Genomic DNA, 26,138 nt, shown 5'->3' with positions numbered 1-26,138 from the left:
AACTGACAAGCTCAAAAATTTAGTAACTTTATAATTATAACTTATATTCGAGGTGAAATTTAAATGATATATTTTTCTAAAAAAGATATAGTTGAAATGGCAAAAACAGAAAATTTTTTTGATAGTAAATATACAGACGATACAATTGAAAATAAATTAAACAATCTGATTGATTTTTTAAATGCCTCTACAATACTTAAAGAAAGTAATTTTGCATCTGAATTTTTGAATCTAGACCAAAGCAAGCCTAAAAATCCATATGAACCTTATCAATTTAATTTATCGACCTATATTTTTTTGTGTTTATTACTTGAGATTTTTGATCATAAATATTTTTATAATATATACAAAGGTAAAAGTCGTTCTTATGAAAAGGCAGATTTATTAATGAGATGTTTAGAAAATTCAATATTAAAATATCGATATGTTTGGAAGAGTAATAAATGTCACTTTTATAAAACTTCAAATGTTACCTGGGAAGTATTTGCTCTAAATATGATGAGTGATATATATAAAATAATAAACCCCAATTCTAAATCTAAAAAAGTTGAAGAAATTGATAGAGAAATAGCAGAATTAGCAATTGCTTTTTTATCTTTACCTGATAATTTAAAAATTAAAGCATATCATAAATCTAAAAACAGATTAAAGTACATTAAAGAAAAAATTATTTTTGAATTAGAGAATAAGATCGGAATAGATCCAGTTTATAAAGTTGAAAAAGAAATGTTGGAAGAAAAATTTAAAGAATATTTATAACTAGATAATATTGATTAAGTCCCATTGATCTAAATAAAAGATCAATGGGATTTTTAAAGTTTTTAGTACTAATAAGAGAAAATTTATGATAAAAAACAATTATAATTTTTCCCCGTGATAGATTCCAAAATGATTGTTATTATGTAGTTAGAAGTAAAATTAAATTCTCTATTATTGCAGTAGCTCATATTATATTGCATTAAAAAAATTGTAGTTTCACCAGTTGTTGGTAGTAAAAGAAGCTACATTTAGATAGTTATTTTCAAAAAGAGTAATTGGGCTTTTTAATAAATATTAATTAAGTCTCATTGATCTAAATAAGAGATCAATGGGGCTTTTAATGTTTTTAGTAGTAATAAGGGAAAATTTTTGATAAAAAATATTTTGGAATTTACCATAGAGCGATTTCAAAAATTTTTGTTATTATTATTTTAGAAGCAAAAAATAAACCCAAGGAGGTAATATTTATGAGAGAAGAAAAAAGAAGATTATCTGGTTCAGAAGTAAAGAATAGCAATTTTGAGGATTTGGTGGAAGAGTATAATGAATTAAATTTAACTATTTCAGATCTTGAAGAAATTGAAGGTCTAATAAACCGAGGCCCAATTTATAGGCTTTGTTGTTCTTTTAACAACTATCAGAAAACTCCATTAAAGCATCTAACTAAAATAGGGGTGACAGCTGCTGCTGATTCAATAGAACAGCATTTGCAGACATTGCCGCTAACTCCATATAAAGTGTTCCAGTTTGAGCATGAAGATGGGCCGATTATAACTGCAGATTTTTGTCCTGATTTCTTATTGGAGTTGGATACAGTAGAAGAATATCTTAAAATTTTGGTTAACTTTAAAAATTTCATTGACCAAATAGAAATTGCAGATGCTAAGATTGACTTTGGGATGTTTGGAGATTCACCAGCTGTTGAAAGTAAAAAAGATGCAACATTTAGGAAGTTATTTTTAAAAGAGTGATTGTAGTAGTTTAAAATTATGCTTTATTTTCTGGTACAATAAAACACTTCCTGGACCCATAATATAAGTAGTAAAACAAGTGGCTCCAGGGAGTTATAATTAACGACAGCAACGACGGTACGGCAGCATAAATTTCAAACTGGAGGGTGATAGAATTGGGGAAAGTTAATGAGATTGAAGTTGAAAAAATACTATCAGATTTTACAGATTTAAATATTCAAAAAGATAGAAAGTTTAACTGCCCATCTCATGATCATAAAGATGAAAATCCTAGTGCCAGCATTAACTATGGTCAAAATATAGTTAAATGCTGGTCTAAATGTGGTATTATGGGTCCGGTGAAGTTGTTATCGAAAATAAAAGGTATTCCTGAAGATCAAGCTAAGTCGATTTTAATTAAAAAATATGATGTAGAAGTTAAGCCATTAACTGCTGAAGAAGAAAAAAGGCAGTTTAGAGTAAAATTACTAAATAAATATCTGGGTCAATGTAATAAGATGCTGCAACCTGAACAGAGGAAAGCTCTTAAAAATCGTGGATTAACTGATGATATGATAGATAATTTCAAAATGGGGTATCACGAGCCAAACAAGATTGACTTAAGTGAAGATGAAATGATAGAGCTCGGGGCAGCCCAAAGAAATAAAAATGGAAAGCTTTATTCAAACTTTGCAGATAAGGTCATTATCCCACTCTATGAGGGAGGCACTCCAGTATATTTTATGGCCTGGGATTATAAAGATAAGAGTGAGATTAAATATTGCTTTCCAAAAGGCTGGAAGAAACCATTGGCTGGTGAAGTTAAGAATGGTGTTGTTTTAGTAGAGGGAATTTTTGATTACCTCACCTTAGCCCAGCCAGGATTTGACAGCAGCCCAATTTTAGGATCTTCCTTAACAAGAAGCCAGAAGAATAAATTATCGCAACTAGATAATTTTCATCTAATGCTGGACAGTGATCAGGCTGGCAAAAAAGCTGCAGAGAAGATAGCTGAAGAGTTTCCTACTGCAGCTAAAATAGTTGAGTTAGAAGATGAGCCTGGGACTGACCCAAATGATCTATTCTTACAAATGTCGAAAGATGAATTTAAAGAGCTGGTAAAGAGTAAGCTTGAAAATGCTCAAAAACTAGTTGATATCAGGATAAATAAGTTAAAACACCAGGGTAAGTCACTTAAGTCAGTAGGGTATTTTAAAAATAAGATAGCACCTATGCTAAATAAACATGGTCCAGCTGAACTCGAATATTACATCTCTATTTTAAGTGGTATTAAATCTGAAACTGGTTTGAGTGTTGGTGCCATTCGATCAACATTAGATAGCCTTAAATCTGGTAAAAATGACGACGGCAAGCCAGGTGATTTACTAGAAATATATAACGCCTACAGAAATAATTTTAGATTATTTCATGATCAACTCAATGGGAATTATGCTCAATTTGAAGATAATGAGAAGCAACAGCTTTTAAATATAAGAAGTGAGAAATTTAAAAGCTTTACATTTATTAAATTACGAGAATTAACTTCGAAGCTGCCTTCTCAGGATTTTGTAAAAAGATTCATCGATAATTTAAGTTCAGAAGCTGAAAGCTCAGGAATTGAAGTTAGTTTAAAAAATAGAGTTGCTGGAGCTGATGAAAATTTTTACTATGATTTAGCTAATAATGAAGGGGAGGTAATAAAAGTTGAAGATGGTAAGTGGGAGATAATTAATAAAGCAAGGCCAATATTTTTAACTGAAGATCATCAGCTACCTCAGGTGAAACCTAATCCAGCAGGAGAAATAGCTGAAATGTTTGAACTCTTTAGTCAGTTTGATAAAAATCAACAGATCCTACTCAGCTGCTATCTTCCCTTTGCTTTAGTCCCGGAATCACCTAAACCAATTTTATACATTCAGGGTGAGAAAGGTGCTGGTAAGACAGATTTTACTAGATTTCTCCGTAGTTTAATCGATCCTTCTATCTTGAAATCACTTAAAGAACCGAGGAAGGAGAAAAATACAGTCCAACAGATGGCCCATCATTACTGCTGTCTGTATGATAATGTAAATCAAGTTAAAGATTGGTTTATTAGATTAGCCTGCACAGCTGTAACTGGAGAATATGATGAAAGAAGAAAATTATATACTGATCAAGGTTCCCAATTTTTCTCATTTAAGAGAGTGATCATAATCAATGCCATTAACAGATTGGGTATGGATTTCTCAGATTTTCAGGATCGAATGTTGCTTTTGAAAATGGAAAGAATTAAAAGCAATCATAGATTGACAGCAGCTGCAGTTAAAGAAAAAATGGAGTCTTTAAAACCTAGAATTTTTGGAGCTATGGTTAAAGTATTGTCTGAGGCTAAACCAATTGTCAATGATATTGAAATAGACAATCTCCCCCGCATGGCGGATTTTATGCTCTGGGGAGCGGCAATAGCTGAAGTTTTAGGGTTTGGTAAAGAAGCTTTTGTAAATGCGTATGAACAAAACATGGCAGATATCAACCGAGAAATGCTTGAGAACCAAAGTCTGGCACTAACAGTTTTAGAATATTTAGAGAAAAATGAGCAATTTAAAGGTCAGGCTTCTGAATTATTGCAGGAATTAGAGGATGTAGCTATTGACCTGCATATAAATACCAGGAAGAATGACTGGCCTGGTTCACCCTCTGTTCTGTCAAGAAGATTAAATGAGATAAAGTCCAATTTATATGAGCAGAATATAATTTTTAAGAAGGGCAAAGAGAGTGGTAAAAATGCTTCCAGATATATTGTCTTAAAAAAAGAAGAAGAAAAAACAGAAAATCAGGACTTGAAATTAGTTAAAACAGGTGGGAAGATTTAAATTTATAAATATAGCCGTCGTTGCTGACTTACCCGCCGTAAAGGTGATTGTAGCTACAAGAAGGCAGCTGCGACGACAATTAAAATAAATTTGAGGTGATGATTAAATGAATGCTTCAAGATTGATTAGAGAGCTGAGAATGGCAGGGTTCAGAATTAAAACAGATGGTACAAAAATACACTGGAAGTATTTAGAGGGGGTACCAGATCCTGATGAAACTAAAAAGTTTTTAACTTTGCTGAAAGAAAATAAGGGGGAGGTGATTACAGAACTAAAAAATGAGGTTAAGATGAATTTAATTGCTGTAGATATTGAAACTACTGGGCTTAACCCACGAGAGAATTCAATTAAATTAATTTCATGGGCAGACTCTAGTGAAAGTGGAGCCTCAACTAATGTAGATGTCCTTAAAGATAAGCTTGCTGATTCTTCTCTGCAGAAGGTGTTTCATAATGCTGCTTTTGATGTTCCTTTTTTAGAGACTAAAGGATTTCCAGTGAATAACTATACAGATACAATGCTCATGTCACAGATTATGGGAAAGAAGTACCAGCGACATTCTTTAAAAGCGGTGCTTCAAAGAGAGTTGAATCTTGAAATCTCAAAAAAGCTGCAAAAGGCTTCAAATTGGCAGGATGAGCTGACAGAAAAGCATTATCAGTATGCTGAAAATGATGCTAAGGTGACTCTTAAATTAGCAGTGCATCTGCTTAATAAGATCACTGATAAAAATCTTTATGAAGTCTTTAAAAGAAACGAAAATGCTTTACCACAGCTGATACGGCTGATAAAAGATGGACTTTATGTTGATGCTAAACAGTGGGCTGCAGAATTAAAAAAGTATGAGCTTAAAAAAGATAAGGTGGAAAATAGTATTCTTGAAGAGTTAAATTCAACTATAAACTTAAATTCACATCAGCAGCTCAAGTATGCACTTAATAATAGAGGAGCAAAAGTAGCAAATACTAAAGATGAAACACTGGCTAAATATGAAGAAGACTTTCCAGTAATAGAAAAGATCAGAAATTACAAGAAGCTGCAGAAATTAACTTCTTCAAATACAAAACTTATTGGTTTTGCTGATGCAGATGGGAGAGTAAGAGCTAACTGGAAGCTTTTTGGGTCAGTCACAGGCAGGATGTCCTGTTCAAAGCCCAATCTGCAGCAGTTGAGTTATCAATTTAGAAAATTTATTAAACCAGAGGCAGAAAATAAATTTGTGGGCTGTGATTATTCTCAGGTTGAGCTAAGAGTAGTTGCCTCATTAGCTCAGGACAGACAAATGATTAATGCCTTTAAAGATGGTAAGGATCTGCATCTTACAACTGCTCAGCTAATATATGGTAAAGAAAATATATCCAATGAAGAGCGACAAATTGCTAAAACATGTAACTTTGGGCTTATTTACGGGATGGGAGCAGATGGTCTGAAAAGAAGATTAAAACAGATGGTAGGAATGGATATTAAACTGCATGAAGCCAGGAGACTGAGAACTAAATTCTTATCCTCATATAAGGGGCTTAGAAGATGGCAGGAGAAGTTACTGCAGAAAAATTATATTAAGACTCTTGGGGGTAAACGCTGGTCTACTAAAAGGTTAAATAACCAGGAGTTATTTAATTATCCTGTACAGGGATCAGCAGCTGAAGGACTAAAAGAAACGATGATTGTAATGAATAAGCAGCTTCCTGATAATTGGAGATTAGTTGCTCTGATACATGATGAGATCTTATTAGAAGTTCCGGAGTCTGAAGCTAAAAAAGCTTTAAGAAAACTGAAGAAATGGATGGTAGCTGGAATGGAGAGGATTGTTAAAGATGTACCTATTAAAGTTGATGGGATTATTGCTGATTACTGGAAAAAATCTTAAAAAAGGAGATGGTTTAGTTGATTATTTCACCACCGAAAAAGAGAGCTAATAATAGTGAGGGCTGGCATGAGGCAAGTATATCTTCTATAGATTATCTGCAAGATGTAATCTATTTTGAAAAGATGACCGATGTTTTGGATATTACTTTTGAGCTATCTAACGGTAATTATATTACACAACGTTATAATTATTCGTTTCATTCAAAAAGTAATTTATATAGCCTCATAGTAGCATTAACTGATGAAAAACCAGATTATGATGCTGGTTTGAATACTGAGGAATTATTGAATCAAGAATGTCTGATTAAAATTGAGCACAATGAAGATAGTAAAGGTAATGTTTGGGAAAATGTCAGGGAAGTTAAAAAAGTTGATGAAAAAATGTTGGAAGGCAACTGTTAAACAGTCTTATAATTTAATCCCCTTAGAGATATCAGCTCTAAGGGAATTACTAAAAATCAGAATTGAAAGGGAGATTATAATGAATAAAAAATATGGTGAAAGCGATTATAATGAAAAAGAGGTAATGAAGGACATTATCATTGATGATTTAGAAGACCTAGGGGATTATTTAGATACCCAGCAGATGGTAGATAATATTAAATGCTATACTGTTCAGGATATAAAAAAGCTAATTAAAGATAAGGTATTACCACCAGTAATAAAAAAAGGTAAAATAAAGGTGAGATTAGAAGATTATGCCGAGTGGTATGCTAGTGTAATTGATTCTATACCTAAAAATGGGGATGACCCAGACTTTTATGATGGAATGCACTTTAATTAGCAGAGTAAGGGATAGCAATCTAGAGGCCACTTCTACCAAGATAACTAAAAAATAGTATACTTTTTGTAGAAGTTGGTCTCTTTTTGACAAAAAAGGGAGCTGAAAATAATGATTAATATACCAGATAAAAAATTAAAAGAAGAGATTAAAGAAAATTTGGGGATTACTGAAGAAATTAATTTAGATGATATGTTGAAATTGAAAGAGATTAAAAGTTTTTACTATATTAATGATTTAACCGGGTTAGAATATGCTAAAAATCTTAAAAAATTAAATTTGACTTATGATAGAATAGAAGATTTAACTGTAATTGAAAACTTAAGTAATTTAACCCACTTAAAGCTAAATGGTTCTAAAGTAAAAGATTTTACACCAATATCTAATTTGAAAAAGTTAAAAAAATTAGTTATTAGAGAATGTCAGGGCAAGTTTTTTCTGCCCAGAGATAATGAAACCAGAGTACCCTACTTTAATTTGATTTATAAAATTTATCCGTTTAAGAATTTCACAGATTTAGAAAAAAAGAAATTGGAAGATTTTCTAATGGACCCAACAGAAGAAACTGCATTAGAAGCTATTAATAAATCAGCTAAGAACTTATTTTTTGTAAGAAGTTTTTTAAGTGAAGCTAAGATTAAAAAATTGATTGAAGAAAAGATAAGTGGGAATGATTTTAGTATTAATTTCTACAAACAGTTATCAGAGTATAAGCCCTTAGGAGATGAAACAGATGAAGTAATTGAAAAAACGGTAGGTAAAGGTTGTAGGAAATATTTAAAAAAGAAAAAGATGGAAGAAAAACTTAAAATTAATATTTAACTGTTAATTCCTTTAGTGCTATTGCTGACATTACTAGAACCCCAATTCTACTAATACAAATAGCTCAGTTAAATATTTTAGTAATCTGAAACTTATAGATGTGCCCTTAGTTATTTAATAGATTTATAAAAAAAATGATGAAAAAGGGGTGGGGTTTAGTTTTTTTACATTGCTGCCTCTCCTGTTATTATAAAACTTAATTATCTGTTTCAAACAAATGTTTGATAATATATTATATTTATGATTAGAGTATTATATTTAAATTTAAAGAGGGGGTTAGCTTATGCTGATGAATGAATGCTTAGAAAAATTCGAAAAACATCTGAAGTTCAATGAAAAAAGCAAGTGGACAATCACAGGCTATTTAAATGAGATGGAGTATTTTAGTAAATATCTGGAGACAAAATATAATGGTCCGGTATATGTTGAGGACATTACGAAAGATGAGCTTAAAGGCTATCTTAATTATATTAGAGAAAATGGCTACAAAGCATCCTCACGGAACAGAGTACTTTTTGTCTTTCGTTCTTTTTACAATTTCACTCAGGAAGAGCATATTACAGAGGAACATTTAGCCAAAGATTTAAAGCCAATTAAGACCAGAAAAAAAGAGAGGGTTTACCTAACAGCCGAAGAAGTAGCAGAATTAGTAGATAAAATAGACCATCAGATTGTAAAAACTGCAGTTCAGACTATGTACTATTCCGGATTGCGCGTCTCAGAATGTACTAATTTAACCTTTGATGATCTGGATCTTAAAAATCAGGTTTTACACGTTCGCCAGGGCAAAGGCAATCGGGACAGAGATGTTCCAATCTGTGATGAGCTGCTTGAGATACTAACTAATTATCTTAAAAATATACGGCCCAATATTTCTTCTGATTATATTTTTGCTACAAAACGGTCTGGAGAGTTATCAGGAGCTTATATTAATCGGAAACTGAAAGAAGCAGTTGAAGAGCTTAATTGGAATAAAATGGTAACAGCACATGTGCTAAGGCACTCCTTTGCCTCTACACTAGTAAAAAATGACATTAATATATATAAAATCCAAAAACTATTAGGCCACTCCAATATCTCTGTAACTAGCCTGTACGCTCATAGTAATATTGATGATTTAAGTGAAGCGGTTAATGTGCTTTAATACCAAAATCCCCTGCTATTATAGGCAGGGGAACCCTAATGAAAGGAGGTAATACATTTATGGCTGATACAGAAAAAGAACAGCCTATCTATGATGAAAAGGTCAACTATATTTTGACAGCTTTAAAGAATGGGAAATCCAGAGAGGAGATAGCTGATGATCTTAATTATTCCAGCTATAAGTCCATGGATATGTATATTAGAAGAAAAAACTTCCTCTGGGATGCTGATCGTGGTACTTATGTGCCAAAAGTAGATGACCCTGGATTTGAAAATAGGAAGTTAACTGGTATATCATCGAAAGCTGATTTAATTATTAGTTTGTTTGCTGATGAGGGTAGTAATCCAAAATCTTTAGCTAAAAAAGTAGGGTTTAATGACCATAAAGATTTAGCGGATTTTATGAAACGTCAGAACTACATCTGGTCATCAGAAGAGCGTAATTATATTCATCAATCTGAAATGGAAGTGGAAGATGAGGTAGAGAGTGAAGAACTAGCTCCAGAAACTAATGGGAAAGAACTTGCTGCAGAGATTAGAAAACAGGTTGAACGTCAGGTCAATGTTGCAGAAAAACTGGCTAAGTTCACTCCAGTGATGGAATTTTTAGAAGAAAACATGGATTCCTTAAGGGGACTATTAGCAGCTACAGAGGATGGAGAAGAAAGTGATGGAGAAATTCCACATTTCGCAGTGCCAGGAACAACCAAAACCAAAAGTGTCTATATGGCTGATAGATTAGCTGAATTAGTTACAGAATTCAGCAAGGTTAGGAATGTATCTCAGAGAGATATTTTCGAAGCTGCTGTTATTGAGTATTTAAGGAAGTATGGTTACAAAGATGCAGTTAATTCTCTTCTCAAGTGATATAAAATAGATTTAATAGTAGGAAAAAATTAAGTTTTAACGAATTAGTTATTACGGAAATGTTTTTCTATGATGATTAGTATGATATAATAATTATACAGGAAGTTAAAAGAGATGGAGGGACTAAATTGGATATTATTAAAAATCCACATGATTCTTTATTTAAGAGAACTCTTGGTGATAAAGAAGTGGCAGTAGATTTTTTAGAAAATTATCTGCCCAATAGTATTTTAAAAGAAATTGATTTAACCGATATTAAGGTGGCCAAAGATAGTTTTATAGATAAAGAGTTGGAAGAAAGTTTTTCTGATATTTTATATAATGTAAGTATAGATGGTAAAGAGGGATTTGTTTACTTATTATTTGAACACAAGAGCTATTTTGATAAAATGACACCAGTCCAGATGCTTGGTTATATAGTAGATATCTGGAGGCTTTATAATAAACAGAATAAAAACGAGAAACTACCACCAATTATACCTATTCTTATTTATCATGGAGATAGAAAATGGAAGTATGGAAGCAGCTTATCAGAATTACTTGAAGCTACTTCAGAGGCTATTTCAGATTATATACCTGGTTATAATTATTTGCTTTATGATTTTTCTAATTATTCTGATGCAGAAATAAAGGGACAGATTAAGCTGAGGCTATTTTTAAAGTTGATCTCTCATATTTTTGATGATGATTTTGATAAAGGACTGCGGGAAGTTCTGCCTTTGTTAATTGAACTAAGCAAAAAAACAACCGGGCTGGAGTATATTGAAACTGTTGTAAAGTATATTTTAAATATTGGAGAAGAAATTTCTTTAAATGAGTTGGATCAAAAGGCAAAAACCATTTCAGCTGAAGGGAGTGCTGTTATTATGACTATAGCAGAAAAAATCTATCATGATGGAAAAGAAGAAGGTATTGAAGAAGGAATAGAAAAAGGAAAAGTAGTTGGTAAAGAAGAAGGAAAAGTTGAAAATATGCATGAAATGATTGAGTTTGCTTTAGATTTGAAGTTTGGAATGACCAGTAAATCTCTCGCAAAAGATATTAAAGAAATAGATGATTATGAAAAATTAAAAGAAATTAAATTAGCTATTAAAAATTATGATTCTTTAGATGAATTAGTTAAGAGTATTGATATTTAAATTTTAAGTTTTTATCTTAGTTTTTAGACCAACAGAAAAATATGTTTTCAGAAACTGTTATCTATTCTATTATAGATAGCAGTTATTTTTTTGCAATCGTTACTCTTCTTACAGGAGAGAGCGGTTGCTTTTTTATTTTCAGTAACAAAATCTGTTCCAAAACTAGAGCTTTACTATCATTAGTTTATGCTTAGGTTTCCAAATGGTAGCAACATTTATCTTTATTTTATCTTTAGAACAACAAATGGTATTTATTTCTTCTACCCCGAGAACCCTTGTGTGGCATGGGATTATATAGATGGTTATTTCTTCAAAAAATGGAATAAATTTAGTAATGGTTACTAAAACACCGCTGCTGGCAGCACTATCGGCCGAAGTGCTGCTGGGTAGGTGCTCATATAACCAAAACAAATTAGATGAACTGGCAAGGATGCCAGGAACAACACAAAATTTCAAGGAGGAATAACAAATGAGAATTAACACAAACATAGCTGCGTTGAATTCATACAACCAGCTAAAAAACACACAGAGTAACTTGAGTAAGTCTTTATCAAGGTTGTCATCCGGTAAAAGAATTAATGGTGCTGCTGATGATGCTGCAGGTCTGGCAATCAGTGAGAAAATGAATGCTCAGACAAGAGGTTTAGCAATGGCTCAAAGAAATGCGCAAGATGGTATCTCTATGATTCAGACTGCTGAGGGTGCTCTAAAAGAATCCCATTCTATCCTTCAAAGGATGAGAGAGTTGGCTAACCAGTCAGCTAACGGTACAAATACCGATGCTGATAGAGAAAATATTCAAGATGAAATTTCACAATTAAAAAATGAACTTGATAGAATTGGTAACACAACAGAATTTAACACTCAAAAACTTTTGAATGGTAATTTAGCTGGAACTGCTGGTGTATCTGGTGAAAATACTACAACTGGTGCAGTTAGCATGGAACAAACCAGTGCTTCTCAAAGTTCAACTAATGTTATCAAACAGGATGCTTCATCTTTAGACTTTGCAAGTACTGCAGGACATCAAAAAGAAAACATTACAATTGATGGGCATGATATAGAAGTAGATTGGACAAAGCACTTATCCGATTCAGAAAGAGCTTTATTAGATAGTGATAATACTTCTGCTTCTGACAGTGAAGTTTCAGATATTGTAAATAGTTTAGAAAGTGCAATTAATTCAGCAATTGATGAGTATAATTCAGATAATGCTGCAGGTGCAAAAGTAGCTAATGTTGATTTATATAAAACATCAACTGGTGAATTAGCTATAGAAAGTGGTGTTAAAGGTGAGGAATCTGAGATTGCCTTTACGCCTGGAGCTGCAGATTCTGTTTTAGATACTTATTTCGGTGATGGAGCAAATGGTAATATAAGTGCAACTGGAGATAATGTTGCAGATTTTACATTAGCTGCTACTGATACCCTTAGCTTTAATATAGGTGAAGTTACTCTAAAAACAGGAAACTTGGCTGCTGCTACTGCAGGAACTACTAGTGGAGATACAGTAGCTTCAGATATAGAAACTAAAATTAATTCTGCTATTGGAACTTATAATACTAATGCTGGTTTAAGTAGTGGGGATGAAGGATTTATTGAAGATATAACTGTTGATGCGAAAGATGGAAGATTTAATATTTCAAGTCCTTCTGGAGCTATTACTTTTAACGAAAAGGATGGAGATACAACTGTAAGTGATCTTGGTTTGAGTGAAGCTCAGACTGAGGCTTCTGATAATGGCGCTTTGAGCTTCCAGATTGGTGCTAATAGAGGACAAAGTATGAGTATTGGAATTAATGATATGAGAAGTTCAGCATTAGGAATTAACAATCTTGATGTTTCCACACAAGGGGGGGCTGAATTAGCTTTAAATGCTCTAGATGATGCAATTTCTAGTGTATCAAAAGAACGTTCTAAGCTTGGTGCTGTACAGAATCGTTTAGATCATACAATCAATAATCTTAACACTTCTGAAGAAAACTTAACAGCTGCTGAATCTAGAATTTCTGATGTAGACATGGCTAAAGAAATGATGAACTTTACTAAGTCTCAGATCTTAAGTCAGGCTGGCACAGCTATGATGGCACAGGCTAACCAGTTACCACAGGGAGTACTACAGTTACTCGGTTAATTTCTTGAAGAGAATAATATAGATATAGACCAACAATAGAGCCGGCCGGTTTTCCGGCTGGCTTTTTTTAAAAGAAAGGGTGGAAGCTATTATGAAAGTAGATAGTGTTGAATCTCTTTCCAACCGTCAGATTCATAATAATAACAGTAATAATCAAAACACTAGAGTTAATAGAAATGATAATAGTGATTGCAAGCCTGAATCTCTTAGAGAAAAAGAGCAATATTCCGAGCAAGAACTTGAAGATGAAGTCAGAGAATCAGTTAAAGATATAAATGAAATAGTAGATAAAGTTAAAGAAGGTCTTTCCTTTCAGATTCATGAAGATACAGAAAAGATGATGGTTAGGGTAGTTGATTTAAATACAGATGAAGTAATTAAAGAACTGCCACCGGAAGAAATGCTTGATTTGCAAGCTAGAATTCATGAGATGGTAGGAATTTTAATAGATGAGACGGTTTAGAAAGAAGGTGTTATAAATGAGTGATTTAAGTCTTGGTGGTTTAGCTACCGGTATGGATACTGCTTCTATAATTGATCAATTAGTTCAGTTAGAACAACAGCCAATATATAACTATCAAGAAGAAATATCAGAACTGGAACAAACTAAAGGTGCCTGGCGTGATGTTAACAGCAGACTTGATAGTTTAGAAAATAAATTAACAGATCTAAAACTGTCTTCAACCTATAATTCAAGATCAGCAAATTCAAGTAATGAAGATATTGTTACAGCAACTGCAACTAATTCTACTGCAGAAGCCAATTATAATGTTACTATTAAAAGCACAGCTAAGAATCAAAGAATATTTGGTGCTAAGAAGGCAGATGATTACACAGCATCTATTGATGATACTATTACAATCAAAGGTACAAATATTGCTGTAACTGCAGGGGATACTTTAACTGAGATTAGTAATAACATTAATGATGCTGAGGCTGGTGTTAGAGCTTCAATAGTAGATAATAGATTAGTTATTGAAACTTCTGAAACAGGAATTGATAATGCTCTAAAAGATGCTTCAGATACTGGAGGTCCAACTATTTCTTCTAATAGTGGAATTTTAGGTGAAATAGGTATTTTAAATGGAAGTGGTGAAATAATAAATGAACCACAAAAAGCTGATGATGCCAAAATAGAAATAAATGGTATAGATAATATAACAAGTTCTACTAATACTTTTTCTGAGGCAGTTGAAGGAGTAACTTTTAATATTAATCCTGAGGCAGCGGTAAATAGTAGTGCCATGGTTTCAGTAGCTAAAGATACTGGGAAAACAACAAAAGCAGTTCAGGGTTTTGTAGATCAATATAATAGTGTGATGGGTTTTATTGATAGCAAAAGTGGTTACGATCCTGAAACTGAAAAAGCTGGTATTCTACAGGGTGATGGAACTGTTATGAGGCTTCAAATGAGGTTAAGGGAACTTGTTACTTCAAAAGTTAAAGATACAGGAACTTATCAGTCTTTAGGTTCAATTGGTATAGAAATAGATAGAGATGGTGTAATGAGTTTGGATAGCTCAAAATTAACTGAAGCTTTAGAGAATAATCCAGAAGAAGTTATCGATCTCTTTACCGCAAAATCAGATAGTGACAGTTATGATGGAATGGCGGTTCGCATGGATAGCTATCTTGACCAGGTTCTTCAATCAAATACAGGTCTTATTCCTAGAAGGCTAGAATTTTTTGATGATAGAATAGAAGGTTTAAATGATGATATAGAAGATGTACAGAGAAAAGTAGAGATGACCCATCAACGTTATGTGGATCAGTTTTCTGCAATGGAGACTGCTATTTCTGAAATGCAGAGCCAACAGAGCTGGATGATGAGTCAACTTCAGAATATGGGAGGATCATCTGCTAGTAGTATGATGTAAATATGATAGTAATTAATAATTTTGGAGGAGATTGGTGAGTTTAATAGAGGCCGATCTCCTTTAATTATATTATGGAGGTAATCAATTTGGATAATGATATTATAGAGAAGTTATTAGACATTGGTTTTGAGAAAGTTAATAATAAGTTATTTAAGAAAGTTAATGAGAAAAATAAAGATTTAATTCATAAATTGGGTATTGAAAAAAATTTTGAGACTGCAAAAATTATATTAGATGTTGATAATAATTCAGCTCAGATTGTTACATATCTTCATGAAAAGAAACCAATTATAAATGAAATAAAGGGACAGGATATCAATGATTTAATTGAAAAAATATTGGACGAATGAAAGGATAAAATTATGGAAATATACATAAACGAGAATCAAATAGAAGTAGAATCTTTAATAGATAAAAATGATGTTTTAGAGCTTGTAGAATTAAAATTGGACAATGAAATAATAGATACAATCCACTTGGATGAAGTTGAGGTTTCTTTAGAGTTCTTTCAGGAAAGTCAACTTGATCTAGAAAGAATAGATAAGATAAAATTTGAAAGCAAAAAAGTTGAGCAGCTAATAACTGAAACCCTTAAAGAAGCAGAAAACTATCTGCCAAAGTTAAAAAATTCTTTAAATAACTCAGCAGAACTTTTTAAAAATAGGAAGGAAGCAGATGCTTCTGATCTGCTGGATAAGACTTTAGAAGGTATCCAGTGGTATCTGGAAGTTATCAATGGTATAATGTCCTTAATAGATAAGGAAGAGCTAAAAAATAAAGGTAATAAGATATTAACTGATTTTATCCAGGCACTGAACAGAGCTATGATTGCATTGCAGAATGAAGATTACGATTATCTGGGAGACCTAATGGAAGTAGAAATGGTCGAATACATTGATAAATTAAGTGAATTTAATCAAGAATTATTAGAAGAATACTAAAAGAGGTGACCAAATATGTCTGCTGTGGAAAAATCTAATTCTGTTCTAACCCAAATCAAAAATCTCCTTGTCCAGAAATTAAATCTGCCTAAAAAAAATAAAACTCAACCAGAAAAAGGTGACAAATTTATCAAATTACAGCAGCCAGAAAAAGTCACCTATGACTTAGAAGACTTTGCAGCTTTTGATTCAATTAAAAGACCAATCAAAATCAACAACAGCAATAATATATTTTTTATTAACCACAACAACCGCAATAAAGCTCTAAAAATAGATCCGGGAGAATATAATCTAACAGAGATTCAGGCTGCCATTCAGCATAAAGCTAATGAAGAATTCGGAATAGGCAAGGTTCAACTTAAAATGACTGCCTCTGGTTCAGATCGCTTTATCTACGCTGAAGATAAGAAGGAAGAGCATGTTTTAGATGAGCAGGGATAATTTTAAGGAAACATATTATATATCAAATATTTTGAGACAAGCTTCACTGTTCAATATAAATCAATAAATTTTGTGAACCAGAAACAATTCAACTTGCTTAGGGGGAATAATAATATGGGCAAAGAGAGAATAAAGTCAAAAATTAAGAAAAAAACGAAATTATTGGATGAAGAAATTAGTTGTATAGTAAAAAATCTTACATATAATGATTATGATATTGTTTTTTTAAGTGATCCAGAAAGATTTAAAGAAAAAATAACTTTACAAAAAGATAAAATAAATGATTTATTTTTTAAATCTATTGTACAAGAGGGAAAAGCTATATTAGGTAATATAAAGTTCGGAGTTAAAAAACCTTACACTGAACCAGAATTTAATTCTGAAAATTTAATATCTATTGTAATAACAACACGGGTTTTTAAAAATAAAAATTTTATTGAGGAATCAAGAGAATTATTAATTTATTTACCTAAAAATTGTAAAAGAAATAATTATAATAAATTTTAATGTTTGAAAATAAGTAAAATTGGCTCAGTTGGCCTAACAATAGATATATAATGTTTTATAAAGAGTTGTTGATAATCCAACTTAATTATATATTTAGAAAAATTATTAAAGATATTAATATTCAACTCGAAAATGAAAATATAATAATAATATTACTTATCGAAAAAAAGAGGATATTAAATTTTTAGATTTTGGATTAAGTAGATTATAATTAAACTTAATCATATAACCAATGAGAGAATATTTATCTACATTTAATGCAACGTAACTCAGGGGAAGGGTGTTGAATTGATTATCAATACAAATATAGCAGCCCTTAACGCTTATAATAATTTCATGAAAAACCATAATTCAGTAATTAAATCTTTTAGGCGCCTTTCATCAGGTAAAAGAATTAATAGTGCTGCAGATGATACAGCTGGTTTAGCTATTAGTGAAAAAATGAAAGCTCAAATTAATGGTCTCTCCCAGGCTGAGCGTAATGCTCAGGATGCTGTTTCTTTAATTCAGACTGCAGAAGGTGGTCTTAAAGAAAGCCACTCTATACTGCAGCGGATGCGAGAGCTTACAGTCCAGGCAGCAAATGATAATAATAGCAGTGAAGACCGAGCCAATATTTAATTAGAAATTGATCAGTTAGCTGAAGAATTAACTTCTATTGCAGAATATAATCAGTTTAACACTAAAACACTTCTAGACGGTAGTTTTGATGGTGTTTTCCAGATTGGAGCTAATCAGGGCCAGACACTTCAACTTCAGATTTCTGATATGAGAGCAGAGGCACTGGATATTGTAGATAATGATGGGAAAGCAATTAAAGTCACTGACCACGAGAAAGCCTCTGAGTCAATTGAGTTCTTAGATGAAGCATTAAAAAAAAGTATCTTCAGAGCGCTCTAAATTAGGAGCTGTGCAGAGTCGTTTAGGTCATACAATTAATAATTTACGGACTACAGAATTAAACTTAACTGCAGCAGAATCTAGAATTTCAGATGTAGACATGGCCAAAGAAATAATGAATTTAATGAGACATCAGATTTTGGTTCAAGTTGGAATTGCAATTTTAGCCCAGTCAAATCAAATGCCTCAGACTATCTTGCAGCTTTTAGCTTAAAAATTAATTGTGAGTTTTTCGGGAACAGAACTAATATTTAGAAATTATAAGTTCTAATTTTAAATTATTCAACCACCAATAGGTGGTTTTTTTTATTTACTCACTTTATTATGATATAATATATTTAAACAAAATGATATAATAATTAGATCTAAAATGGAGTGGAGGGGATAAATTGGATATTATAAATAATCCGCATGATGCACTTTTTAAAAGCACTCTTGAAGATAGAGAAGTTGCTGTTGATTTTTTAAGAAATTACTTACCGGATGATATTTTAAAGAAAATTGATTTAACAGATATTAAAGTAGCTAAAGATAGTTTTATTGATAAGAAATTGGATGAAAGTTTTTCTGATATTTTGTATAATGTAAGTATAGATGGCAGAGACGGATTTATTTATTTGTTATTCGAACACAAAAGCTATTCTGATAAGATGACACCTGTACAGATGCTGGGCTATATTACAGATATTTGGAAACTTTATCATAAGCAGACTAAAAATAAAAAGCTTCCTCCTATTATTCCTATCCTCATCTATCATGGGGAGAGAAAATGGAATTATGGCAGCAGATTATCAGACCTAGTTCAACCTGTACCAGCAGCCATTTCAGATTATATGACTGATTACAAATATTTAATTTATGATTTTTCGAGGTATTCTGATGCAGAAATAAAGGGACAAATCAAATTAAAGTTGTTCTTAAATTTAATAGCACATATTTTTGATGATGATTTTGATGAGGGATTGCGAAAGATTTTACCGCTTTTAACTAAATTAAAGGAAAAAACGACTGGACTTGAATATATAGAAACTGTAGTTAAGTATATTTTGAATGTAGGAGATAAAATTTCCTTAAGTGAGCTAGATCAAAAGACTAAAAAAATTTCAGCTGAAGGGAGTGCTGTTATTATGACAATTGCAGAAAAAATCTATCACGATGGAAAAGCAGAAGGTAAAATAGAGGGTAAAGCAGAAGGTAGAATAGAAGGTAAAGTAGAAGGTAGAATAGAAGCAATGCAAGAAATGATTGGGTTTTCTTTGGAATTGAAATTTGGTTTAACAAGTAAAGTTTTTGCAGAAGATATGAAAAAAATAAATGATTATGAAAAATTAACGGAAATTAAAAATGCCATAAGAATATCTGATTCTTTAGAAGAGCTTAAAGAAAAATTAACTTTCAAAGTTTAAATCTTGTGAAGCTATTATTAACAAAACCAACCTTTAGTAAAAATATAATTTAATCTCCAAACTTTCAGCCACCAGTAGGTGGTTTTCTTTTTATATAATATCTGTAGTGTGTTACAGTTAACATATTTCTATATAATTTTTTTAAAATCTTCTTTGTTAAAAAAATATCTTAAATTCGACAAAAAAAGATAAATTTTAATAATTTAGCAAAATAAGCAGAAATATTGTATACTAGAAATAGGATTAATCATAGTTAATAAGAAATTTCAAACCCCAAGGAGGAAAACATGAAAAAATCCAAGGGAAACTTTAAAGCAGAAAAAGTATCATTTTGGAATCGCTTCTCTGTCAAAGCAATTGTGGCAGTAGTGCTTATTCTAATCTTAGCTTTTTCAGCTTTAGCTTATTTTATTAGCACAAAAGTGAAAGAAGAAACGACTAAACTGGCATTAGATAGAAACCTTAAGACAACCGATTATATCAACAGTGAAGTAGATAATCAGCTCAGGGGGACCAGAATGGTAATTGAGACCCTTGCCACTAATTCTAACTTAGTTAATGGAGATTATGAAGAAAAGAAAACTATACTTAGTAAAATCGCAGCTAAAAATCCTCATTTTAAATATTTATACTTTAGTTCACCAGAGGGCGAACATTACCCCTATCCAGAAGTTACATTAAGCTCTGATTATGATCCAAGAGATCGCAGCTGGTATCAGGCAGCAAGCAGAGAATCTGATACAATTTGGACTGAGATTTATTTAGATGCAGCAAGTGGTGAGCTTGTAATTACAATTGCAGCTCCAGTAATAATTGACGGTAATTTTGAAGGTGTTTTAGGTGTAGATGTTAACCTTAATTTTTTAAGTGATTTAATAGCAAATGTTGAAGTTGGCGAAAACGGTCAGGCCTATATTATTGATCAGAATGGAAATTACATAGCCCATTCAGATATAGATAAGGTTTTAAATAAAGAAAATGTTGAAACTCAATTTGCTTTTAGTCAGTTAAAAAATAATGATCAAAGGTATTTTAGTTATCAAAAAGATGGTCAGACTCAGCTGCTTAGTTTTAAAAAACTAGCTGAGATTCCAGGTTATATTCTGGCTGAAATTCCAGAAAGTGAAGTTCAGGCAGCCTCTGATACAATTATTCAGCGGATTATTTTTCTATCAGTAGTAATTTTAATTGTTTTAAGCTTAATTATTTTAATTGCCTTCCGCAAATATATTTTAAAGCCAATCAATGCTATTTTAGATTTTGCAAATCAAATTGCAGCAGGTAATTTAAAGGCAGAGCTTCAGACAACTGGTTCTAAAGACGAATTTAAGCTTCTAATGAAAGCTTTAAATAAAATGAAAGCAAGTTTAAAAGATATTATAATTGATATTTCTCAGCAGGCTGATCAGGTTGCAGCTTCAAGTGAAGAATTATCTGCAGCTGGAGAACAGGTTGGAGATAGTGCAGAAGAAGTTGGAAGATCAATTCAGAATGTAGCCTCAGGTGCTGAAGAACAATCAGCCCAAATTGATGAAACGGAAAAAGTTTTTGAAAGTCTGGAAAGTTATTTAAAAGAAATTTCTAAACGGGCCAGAACAATGGGCAAAGAAACAGAAAAAGTTAGGGAGAATATAGACTCCGGAACTGAACAGGTAAATCTATCTGTACAGGGAATTAATGAAGTTAAAGCTGATACAGAAGAGGCTGCTCAAACAATCAATGGCCTAGGCGAGCTCTCACAGGAAATAGGAGAGATAGTAGAACTAATTAGGGGTATTGCTGATCAGACAAATCTATTGGCCTTAAATGCAGCTATTGAGGCTGCAAGAGTAGGAGAATCTGGTCGAGGTTTTTCAGTAGTTGCTGATGAGATTAGACAGCTAGCAGAAGAATCACAGACTGCAACTGATAATATTTCTAATTTGATTTCTAAAGTCCAGAATAATGTCCAAGTTGCTGTAGAAAAGATGGATCAAAATCAAACTAAGGTTGAAAAGAGTGTAAAAACAATTGAAAATACCGGTGAGGTATTTGAGAATATTAAAGGTGGTTCTAAGGTTCTAGTTGAAGGTATAACTGAAATTAACAGCAGTACAGATAAGGTTGAAGAAGGAAGTCTAACAGTAAAAGATAATTTAAATGAAATTACAAGTGTTAGTGAAGAAGCCGCTTCAAATGCCGAAGAAGTTGCAGCTTCCTCTGAAGAACAGGTGGCAGCTACAGAAGAAATTATTTCTTCTGCCAAAAATATGGCTCAGATTGCAGAAAGCCTGGCAAAATCAGTCAATAAGTTTCAGTTTTAAAATAAGTGCTACTTATTCTAATTATTTAAGTGTTTTATTCTAAAAAACATGGATATTTAAGCAGTTATTTGTTAAAATATAGATATACTAATAATTATTATAATATATGGAGGATAAAACATGGTTTCTAACTGCTATATCTGTGGCTCACTTACTAAAAACAATTCTGGTCTCTGTGATGAATGTCAGGAAAAAAACCAGTATAAACTGCGGAAGATTAAAGATTTTCTTTGGGATCATCCTAATTCAACAGTTCAAAAAATCCACAAAGAAACTGGTGTAGATGAGAAATTGATCCGTAAATATATTAGGGATGATAAATTTATAATTTCTAATGTAATAGAATATGATGAGTAGAATACCGTTACCTTTTTGGGTAGCGGTTTTTATTTTAGATGGTTATTTTAACTAAATTTAGAGATTATAGCAAATAATGAACTTAATCAAAAATAAGTAGATTAATTTTAAAATTATAATTATGACTTTAAAGAATTTGATTAAGTTCTTTAAAATAAAATTTTAGAGGGAAAAACTCTGCACAATTTTTATTTCAGAAAGGGGAAATTCTATGTTTAAAAGTATTAAAACGAAGATGATTATTTTAATCAGTCTTATGTTATTTTTATTAATTGCTGGCAGTTCTTACTATGCTTTTCAGCAGTCGGAAAACATTTTAAGTAATACTCTACAGGCTGAGGCAGAAAATAATGCCCAAAAATCTGTTGAAACTATCCGCCTCTGGACAGAGGAAAAAGGGAAAATAGTTCAAAATTTAAGTTATTTAGAGAGTATAAAGAGTATGGATTGGGAGAAGCAGTATCAAGATTTAAAGCCTATTTCAGATGATGATCCACAGATTGAATCATTATTTATTGTTGATCCTGAAGGAATGATGAAAGATACAAATCAGTTTGAAACAAGTGTGGCTTATCAAAATTATTTTAAGCAGGTTAAGGCAGATAAAGAACAGGTTTTTCTGAGCCAACAGAAAGTTTTGAAACCGGACGTCCAATCACAATAATTGCCAGCCCTATTTTTAGGGAGGAGAAATTTGTAGGAGTTGTCGGTGCAGTTGTAGCACTGGATATTTTGCAGAACCTAACAGCTGATATGAATATTAATGGTAATGGATATGGAATAATTTTAGATCAAGCAGGGAATGTGCTGGCACATCCTAATGATGAATATCTGGGTAATCAGGATCTAATGGAAGAGCAAGGAGTAGAATTTGAAAAAACAGCAGCTACAGTTATTGAAAGTGATAGTGGTTATAAAAGTTATTTAGAAGCCAATCAAAAGTGGAATTTGGCCTTTGCAACAGTTGAGGGTGTTAACTGGTCGGTTGCTTTAACTGCCAAAGAAAGAGAGATGTTTTCTCCCCTGAACACTATTAGCAACAGCAGTATTTTTGCAGCAGTAATTGCAATTTTAATCGGTATTTTAGTCAGTTATTTAATTGCTCGCTCAATTGTTAATCCAATCAGGAGTGTGGCCAATGTAGCCGATAAGGTAGCTGCTGGTGATTTAACTCAGAGGCTTGATTTAGATAAATTTAGGGTTAATGAAAAAGATGAACTTGGCCAGTTGCTTAAATCCATTAATTCAATGGTAATTAATTTACAGAAGATAATTAATCAGGTGAAAGCAACAGCTCAGGAGCTAGCTGCTTCTAGTGAAGAGCTAAGTGCCAATGGTTCTCAGGTAGAAAAAAATGCCGAGGAAGTTGGTCGTTCAATTGAAAACGTAGCCTCAGGAGCTGAAGAACAGTCTGCTCAAATTGAGGAAATATCGAGTAGCATTACAAATCTAAATCAGGTTATAGCTGCAAATGCTGCCAAATCTGATCAGATGATCAAAGAGGCTGAAAGTGTTAAAAACGAGATTGACCAGGGTAATGAATATATCAATAGTTCAATTAAACAGAATAATCAGGTTAAAAATTCAAATCAGCTTGTAGCAGCTAATGTGAAAGAACTGGGAAAAAATCAAAAGAGATTGGAGAAATTGTTAATTTAATTAATCAAATTGCAGATCAAACCAATTTACTTGCTTTAAATGCTGCTATAGAAGCAGCTAGAGCCGGTGAAGCAGGGCGAGGATTTTCAGTTGTTGCAGATGAGATTAGAGAACTTGCAGAAGAATCAGCAGGAGCAACTGATAAAATAAATAAACTGATTCAGGCTATCCAAAATAGTGTGGCAGATGTTATAACAAATAATGAAAAAGGACAAAAAAATATAGAAGAAAATGTTGAGATGGCAGAAGAAACGGGCGAAGTTTTTAGTAAAATAGAAAGATCAGCCGAAGATTTATTGATTTTAATTAACCAGGTCGCCAATGATTCTAATAAGATGAAGGAAAATAGTGATTATGTAGAAAGTGGAGTTAATGACATTGCAGCAGTAAGTGAAACTTCAGCTAGCAATTCTGAAGAAGTTGCTGCAGCCAGTCAGGAACAGATTGCAGCAACAGAAGAAATTGTTTCTTCAGCAGAGAAACTGGCCGACTATGCAGAAGAATTAAAAACCGCTGTAGACCAATTTGAAATTTAAAAGAAAATAGAAAAGTTTCTATGATAATAGCATATTTAAAAATGGAGATGGTTCTTATAGAGCCATCTCTTTTGCAGGACATATGTCCTTCATTTTTTGATTTAGATATCTTAAAATTAGGGTGAGAAGAATGAATTTAAAAAAAATTATAAAAAATGATGAAAAATTTGCCGAAATTTTTGCTAATTCACCTGCAGAAATAATAGATAAGTGGGAAGTTAAAGATTATGATAAAGGAGAGGTTATCTGTTATCAAGGAGAGCTTTCTGATTATTTTTATTATCTGATAGAAGGATACCTCAATATTTATTTAATGGCTGAAAATGGCAGTAAATATGTACAGTCAATTTATAAAAGTGGTGACTATTTTGGTGAATTAGAAATTTTTAATCAACAGCCATATGTTTGTACAGTTGAAACTTTAACAGCAGCCAGAATTATCCGCCTGGAAAGAAAATACTTTATGGAATGGATTAAAAAAGACCATGATTACTTACTTTATTTAACAAAGACACTTTGTGACAGCTTTTATAAACTTTCACATAAAGCCGGCGAAGATATGCTTTATTCTCTCCGCTATCGGATCTGTAATTATCTTGGCTATAAGGTAGAAGAAAAAGGCTCAAGCTCTAAGAGAATTGAGCTACAGATTGATCGCAAACAGCTTTCTGATCAGCTTGCTGTTACTAAAAGAAGTATTAATCGAGTTTTGAAAAATCTTAGCGAAAAAGAGATAATTGAACTAAAAAATAGCAGTATTATAATCAAAGATATTAAAGCTTTAAACAAAGAAGAGGAACTAAGCCGCTATAAATAAAGCGGTTTTAAATTAAATCACATTATTAAGAGAGGGGATATTTAAATGAAAAAGATTTTATTAGTATTAGCTTTGCTTTTAGTCGTTACTTCAATTTTTGTTGGGACAGCAGCTGCTGAGGAGGGCTCTGATTTAAAGGTTGCTCTGGTAGTAGCTGGTGGATTAGGAGACAGATCTTTTTATGACTCATCTGCTCAGGGTGTAGAATGGGCAGAAGAAGACTTTGGTGTTGAATCAAGAGTGTTAGAATGTAGAAATGATCCATCACTCTTTAGAGATCGTTTAATCCAGGGTTCAATGTATGCTGATGTTGTAGTGGTAGTAGGATTTGAATTTTTTGATGTAGTTCAGAGCATAGCTCCAGAATTCCCGGAAGTTGAATATATTTATGTTGATAATAACATTGAAGGACACTCTAATATAACTTCAATTGTTTATAAAGAAAATGAAGGTTCATTTTTAGCAGGAGCATTAGCTTCAATGATGACCCAAAGAAGCGATATTGCTAATATTACAGCTGAAAAAATGATTGGCATGGTTGGAGGAATGGATATTCCTGTAATCAGAAACTTCCAGGTTGGTTATCAGGAAGGTGCAGCTTATGCTGACTCTGAAACAGCTGTGGAAACTGTTTTTGCAGGAGATTTTGAAGATCCAGCTCAGGGTAAAGAATCAGCTTTAACACTTTTCTCTCAGGGAGCTGATATTATTTTTGCAGCTGCTGGAAAAACAGGAGAAGGTGTATTCCAGGCAGCTGAAGAGCAGGATCGTTATGTAATTGGAGTTGATGCTGATCAGCGTTACATAAATCCAGATGTAATAATTGCCAGTGTTGTTAAAGCTGTTAATGTTTCAGTTTACGAATCAATTGAAAGAATTATTAATGATGAGCTTAATTCTGGTGGGCTTTATACCTATGGTCTTGAAGAAGAAGGGGTTTATATTGGCTATGGAACAGAGGATATGGAGCAGATTGTCCCTGCTGAAGTTAAAGAAAAAGTTCAGTTAATTAAAGAAAAAATTATTAATGGTGAAATTGAAGTTTCAGACGCGTATTAATTTAAGCTCTTTAGCTTAA

Annotated in this window: 26 protein-coding genes and 1 pseudogene; all 27 read left to right on the top strand. The window is 32.3% G+C overall.

The window, feature by feature from the left end:
• Positions 1-63: 63 nt before the first annotated feature.
• The 27 genes and pseudogenes from ACZ446_RS11320 to ACZ446_RS11190 all read left to right on the top strand — a co-directional run bounded on the left by ACZ446_RS11320 (position 64) and on the right by ACZ446_RS11190 (position 26,119).
• Complete coding sequence (locus tag ACZ446_RS11320; RefSeq protein WP_464392658.1) at positions 64-759, top strand: hypothetical protein; 696 nt, start codon at positions 64-66, stop codon at positions 757-759.
• 467 nt (positions 760-1,226) lie between these two features.
• Entirely contained in the window at positions 1,227-1,730 is a 504-nt protein-coding gene (locus ACZ446_RS11315) for a hypothetical protein (RefSeq protein WP_464392657.1), read from the top strand.
• Positions 1,731-1,885: 155 nt separating this feature from the next.
• On the top strand, positions 1,886-4,561 hold the full coding sequence (locus ACZ446_RS11310) for a toprim domain-containing protein (RefSeq protein ID WP_464392656.1): 2,676 nt from the start codon (positions 1,886-1,888) through the stop codon (positions 4,559-4,561).
• A gap of 106 nt (positions 4,562-4,667) precedes the next feature.
• Positions 4,668-6,431, top strand: coding sequence for a DNA polymerase (locus tag ACZ446_RS11305; protein ID WP_464392655.1), 1,764 nt, complete (start codon positions 4,668-4,670; stop codon positions 6,429-6,431).
• 17 nt (positions 6,432-6,448) lie between these two features.
• Positions 6,449-6,832, top strand: coding sequence for a hypothetical protein (locus tag ACZ446_RS11300; RefSeq protein ID WP_464392654.1), 384 nt, complete (start codon positions 6,449-6,451; stop codon positions 6,830-6,832).
• Positions 6,801-7,214, top strand: coding sequence for a hypothetical protein (locus tag ACZ446_RS11295; RefSeq protein ID WP_464392653.1), 414 nt, complete (start codon positions 6,801-6,803; stop codon positions 7,212-7,214). Before ACZ446_RS11300 ends, ACZ446_RS11295 begins: the two co-directional genes overlap by 32 nt.
• A gap of 108 nt (positions 7,215-7,322) precedes the next feature.
• Positions 7,323-8,033: a hypothetical protein gene (locus ACZ446_RS11290; RefSeq protein WP_464392652.1), complete on the top strand. Its 711-nt coding sequence runs from the start codon at positions 7,323-7,325 to the stop codon at positions 8,031-8,033.
• A gap of 283 nt (positions 8,034-8,316) precedes the next feature.
• Positions 8,317-9,177: a tyrosine-type recombinase/integrase gene (locus ACZ446_RS11285; RefSeq protein WP_464392651.1), complete on the top strand. Its 861-nt coding sequence runs from the start codon at positions 8,317-8,319 to the stop codon at positions 9,175-9,177.
• Between the two features lie 59 nt (positions 9,178-9,236).
• On the top strand, positions 9,237-10,043 hold the full coding sequence (locus ACZ446_RS11280; RefSeq protein ID WP_464392650.1) for a hypothetical protein: 807 nt from the start codon (positions 9,237-9,239) through the stop codon (positions 10,041-10,043).
• 128 nt (positions 10,044-10,171) lie between these two features.
• A complete protein-coding gene (locus tag ACZ446_RS11275; RefSeq protein ID WP_464392649.1) occupies positions 10,172-11,182 on the top strand; it encodes an Rpn family recombination-promoting nuclease/putative transposase in 1,011 nt (336 codons plus the stop codon).
• A gap of 298 nt (positions 11,183-11,480) precedes the next feature.
• A complete protein-coding gene (locus ACZ446_RS11270) occupies positions 11,481-11,648 on the top strand; it encodes a hypothetical protein (RefSeq protein WP_464392648.1) in 168 nt (55 codons plus the stop codon).
• A gap of 3 nt (positions 11,649-11,651) precedes the next feature.
• Entirely contained in the window at positions 11,652-13,316 is a 1,665-nt protein-coding gene (locus ACZ446_RS11265; RefSeq protein WP_464392647.1) for a flagellin N-terminal helical domain-containing protein, read from the top strand.
• Positions 13,317-13,407: 91 nt separating this feature from the next.
• Positions 13,408-13,779 (top strand): flagellar protein FlaG, encoded by a 372-nt coding sequence (locus ACZ446_RS11260; protein WP_464392646.1) that lies wholly within the window; start codon positions 13,408-13,410, stop codon positions 13,777-13,779.
• Positions 13,780-13,795: 16 nt separating this feature from the next.
• Complete coding sequence (gene fliD, locus ACZ446_RS11255) at positions 13,796-15,193, top strand: flagellar filament capping protein FliD (protein ID WP_464392645.1); 1,398 nt, start codon at positions 13,796-13,798, stop codon at positions 15,191-15,193.
• Between the two features lie 86 nt (positions 15,194-15,279).
• Positions 15,280-15,543 carry a hypothetical protein gene (locus ACZ446_RS11250; protein WP_464392644.1) on the top strand — a complete coding sequence of 88 codons (264 nt, stop codon included), beginning with the start codon at positions 15,280-15,282 and terminating at the stop codon, positions 15,541-15,543.
• 12 nt (positions 15,544-15,555) lie between these two features.
• Complete coding sequence (locus ACZ446_RS11245; protein WP_464392643.1) at positions 15,556-16,134, top strand: hypothetical protein; 579 nt, start codon at positions 15,556-15,558, stop codon at positions 16,132-16,134.
• A gap of 15 nt (positions 16,135-16,149) precedes the next feature.
• Complete coding sequence (locus ACZ446_RS11240; protein WP_464392642.1) at positions 16,150-16,575, top strand: hypothetical protein; 426 nt, start codon at positions 16,150-16,152, stop codon at positions 16,573-16,575.
• 114 nt (positions 16,576-16,689) lie between these two features.
• Complete coding sequence (locus ACZ446_RS11235) at positions 16,690-17,082, top strand: hypothetical protein (protein ID WP_464392641.1); 393 nt, start codon at positions 16,690-16,692, stop codon at positions 17,080-17,082.
• Positions 17,083-17,370: 288 nt separating this feature from the next.
• Positions 17,371-18,196, top strand: a pseudogene (locus tag ACZ446_RS11230) (flagellin N-terminal helical domain-containing protein).
• Between the two features lie 175 nt (positions 18,197-18,371).
• Entirely contained in the window at positions 18,372-19,388 is a 1,017-nt protein-coding gene (locus ACZ446_RS11225) for an Rpn family recombination-promoting nuclease/putative transposase (RefSeq protein WP_464392640.1), read from the top strand.
• Positions 19,389-19,675: 287 nt separating this feature from the next.
• A complete protein-coding gene (locus tag ACZ446_RS11220; RefSeq protein ID WP_464392639.1) occupies positions 19,676-21,691 on the top strand; it encodes a methyl-accepting chemotaxis protein in 2,016 nt (671 codons plus the stop codon).
• 120 nt (positions 21,692-21,811) lie between these two features.
• A complete protein-coding gene (locus ACZ446_RS11215; protein WP_464392638.1) occupies positions 21,812-22,048 on the top strand; it encodes a hypothetical protein in 237 nt (78 codons plus the stop codon).
• Positions 22,049-22,259: 211 nt separating this feature from the next.
• On the top strand, positions 22,260-22,712 hold the full coding sequence (locus ACZ446_RS11210) for a PDC sensor domain-containing protein (RefSeq protein ID WP_464392637.1): 453 nt from the start codon (positions 22,260-22,262) through the stop codon (positions 22,710-22,712).
• The gene (locus tag ACZ446_RS11205) at positions 22,703-23,707 is read left to right on the top strand and encodes a methyl-accepting chemotaxis protein (RefSeq protein ID WP_464394401.1); all 1,005 of its coding nucleotides are present in this window, start codon (positions 22,703-22,705) and stop codon (positions 23,705-23,707) included. Before ACZ446_RS11210 ends, ACZ446_RS11205 begins: the two co-directional genes overlap by 10 nt.
• Complete coding sequence (locus ACZ446_RS11200; RefSeq protein ID WP_464394400.1) at positions 23,686-24,243, top strand: methyl-accepting chemotaxis protein; 558 nt, start codon at positions 23,686-23,688, stop codon at positions 24,241-24,243. The genes ACZ446_RS11205 and ACZ446_RS11200 overlap by 22 nt, the downstream gene beginning before the upstream one ends.
• A 130-nt stretch (positions 24,244-24,373) precedes the next feature.
• Positions 24,374-25,060: a Crp/Fnr family transcriptional regulator gene (locus ACZ446_RS11195; protein WP_464392636.1), complete on the top strand. Its 687-nt coding sequence runs from the start codon at positions 24,374-24,376 to the stop codon at positions 25,058-25,060.
• Between the two features lie 45 nt (positions 25,061-25,105).
• Positions 25,106-26,119, top strand: a complete 1,014-nt coding sequence (locus tag ACZ446_RS11190) for a BMP family lipoprotein (protein ID WP_464392635.1) — start codon at positions 25,106-25,108, stop codon at positions 26,117-26,119.
• Positions 26,120-26,138: the final 19 nt, after the last annotated feature.

It is taken from the genome of Halanaerobium sehlinense (genome assembly GCF_055379485.1).
The sequence above is the reverse complement of the archived record's forward strand: the minus strand, read 5'-3'. Positions and strand labels throughout refer to the sequence as shown.

Coding starts and splice junctions, on each gene's coding strand:
- ACZ446_RS11315 (WP_464392657.1), top strand. CDS start 1,227: ATGAGAGAAGAAAAAAGAAGATTATCTGGTTCAGAAGTAAAGAATAGC.
- ACZ446_RS11235 (WP_464392641.1), top strand. CDS start 16,690: ATGGGCAAAGAGAGAATAAAGTCAAAAATTAAGAAAAAAACGAAATTA.
- ACZ446_RS11280 (WP_464392650.1), top strand. CDS start 9,237: ATGGCTGATACAGAAAAAGAACAGCCTATCTATGATGAAAAGGTCAAC.
- ACZ446_RS11285 (WP_464392651.1), top strand. CDS start 8,317: ATGCTGATGAATGAATGCTTAGAAAAATTCGAAAAACATCTGAAGTTC.
- ACZ446_RS11215 (WP_464392638.1), top strand. CDS start 21,812: ATGGTTTCTAACTGCTATATCTGTGGCTCACTTACTAAAAACAATTCT.
- ACZ446_RS11305 (WP_464392655.1), top strand. CDS start 4,668: ATGAATGCTTCAAGATTGATTAGAGAGCTGAGAATGGCAGGGTTCAGA.
- fliD (WP_464392645.1), top strand. CDS start 13,796: ATGAGTGATTTAAGTCTTGGTGGTTTAGCTACCGGTATGGATACTGCT.
- ACZ446_RS11260 (WP_464392646.1), top strand. CDS start 13,408: ATGAAAGTAGATAGTGTTGAATCTCTTTCCAACCGTCAGATTCATAAT.
- ACZ446_RS11290 (WP_464392652.1), top strand. CDS start 7,323: ATGATTAATATACCAGATAAAAAATTAAAAGAAGAGATTAAAGAAAAT.
- ACZ446_RS11190 (WP_464392635.1), top strand. CDS start 25,106: ATGAAAAAGATTTTATTAGTATTAGCTTTGCTTTTAGTCGTTACTTCA.
- ACZ446_RS11265 (WP_464392647.1), top strand. CDS start 11,652: ATGAGAATTAACACAAACATAGCTGCGTTGAATTCATACAACCAGCTA.
- ACZ446_RS11195 (WP_464392636.1), top strand. CDS start 24,374: ATGAATTTAAAAAAAATTATAAAAAATGATGAAAAATTTGCCGAAATT.
- ACZ446_RS11245 (WP_464392643.1), top strand. CDS start 15,556: ATGGAAATATACATAAACGAGAATCAAATAGAAGTAGAATCTTTAATA.
- ACZ446_RS11320 (WP_464392658.1), top strand. CDS start 64: ATGATATATTTTTCTAAAAAAGATATAGTTGAAATGGCAAAAACAGAA.
- ACZ446_RS11240 (WP_464392642.1), top strand. CDS start 16,150: ATGTCTGCTGTGGAAAAATCTAATTCTGTTCTAACCCAAATCAAAAAT.
- ACZ446_RS11210 (WP_464392637.1), top strand. CDS start 22,260: ATGTTTAAAAGTATTAAAACGAAGATGATTATTTTAATCAGTCTTATG.
- ACZ446_RS11220 (WP_464392639.1), top strand. CDS start 19,676: ATGAAAAAATCCAAGGGAAACTTTAAAGCAGAAAAAGTATCATTTTGG.
- ACZ446_RS11270 (WP_464392648.1), top strand. CDS start 11,481: ATGGTTATTTCTTCAAAAAATGGAATAAATTTAGTAATGGTTACTAAA.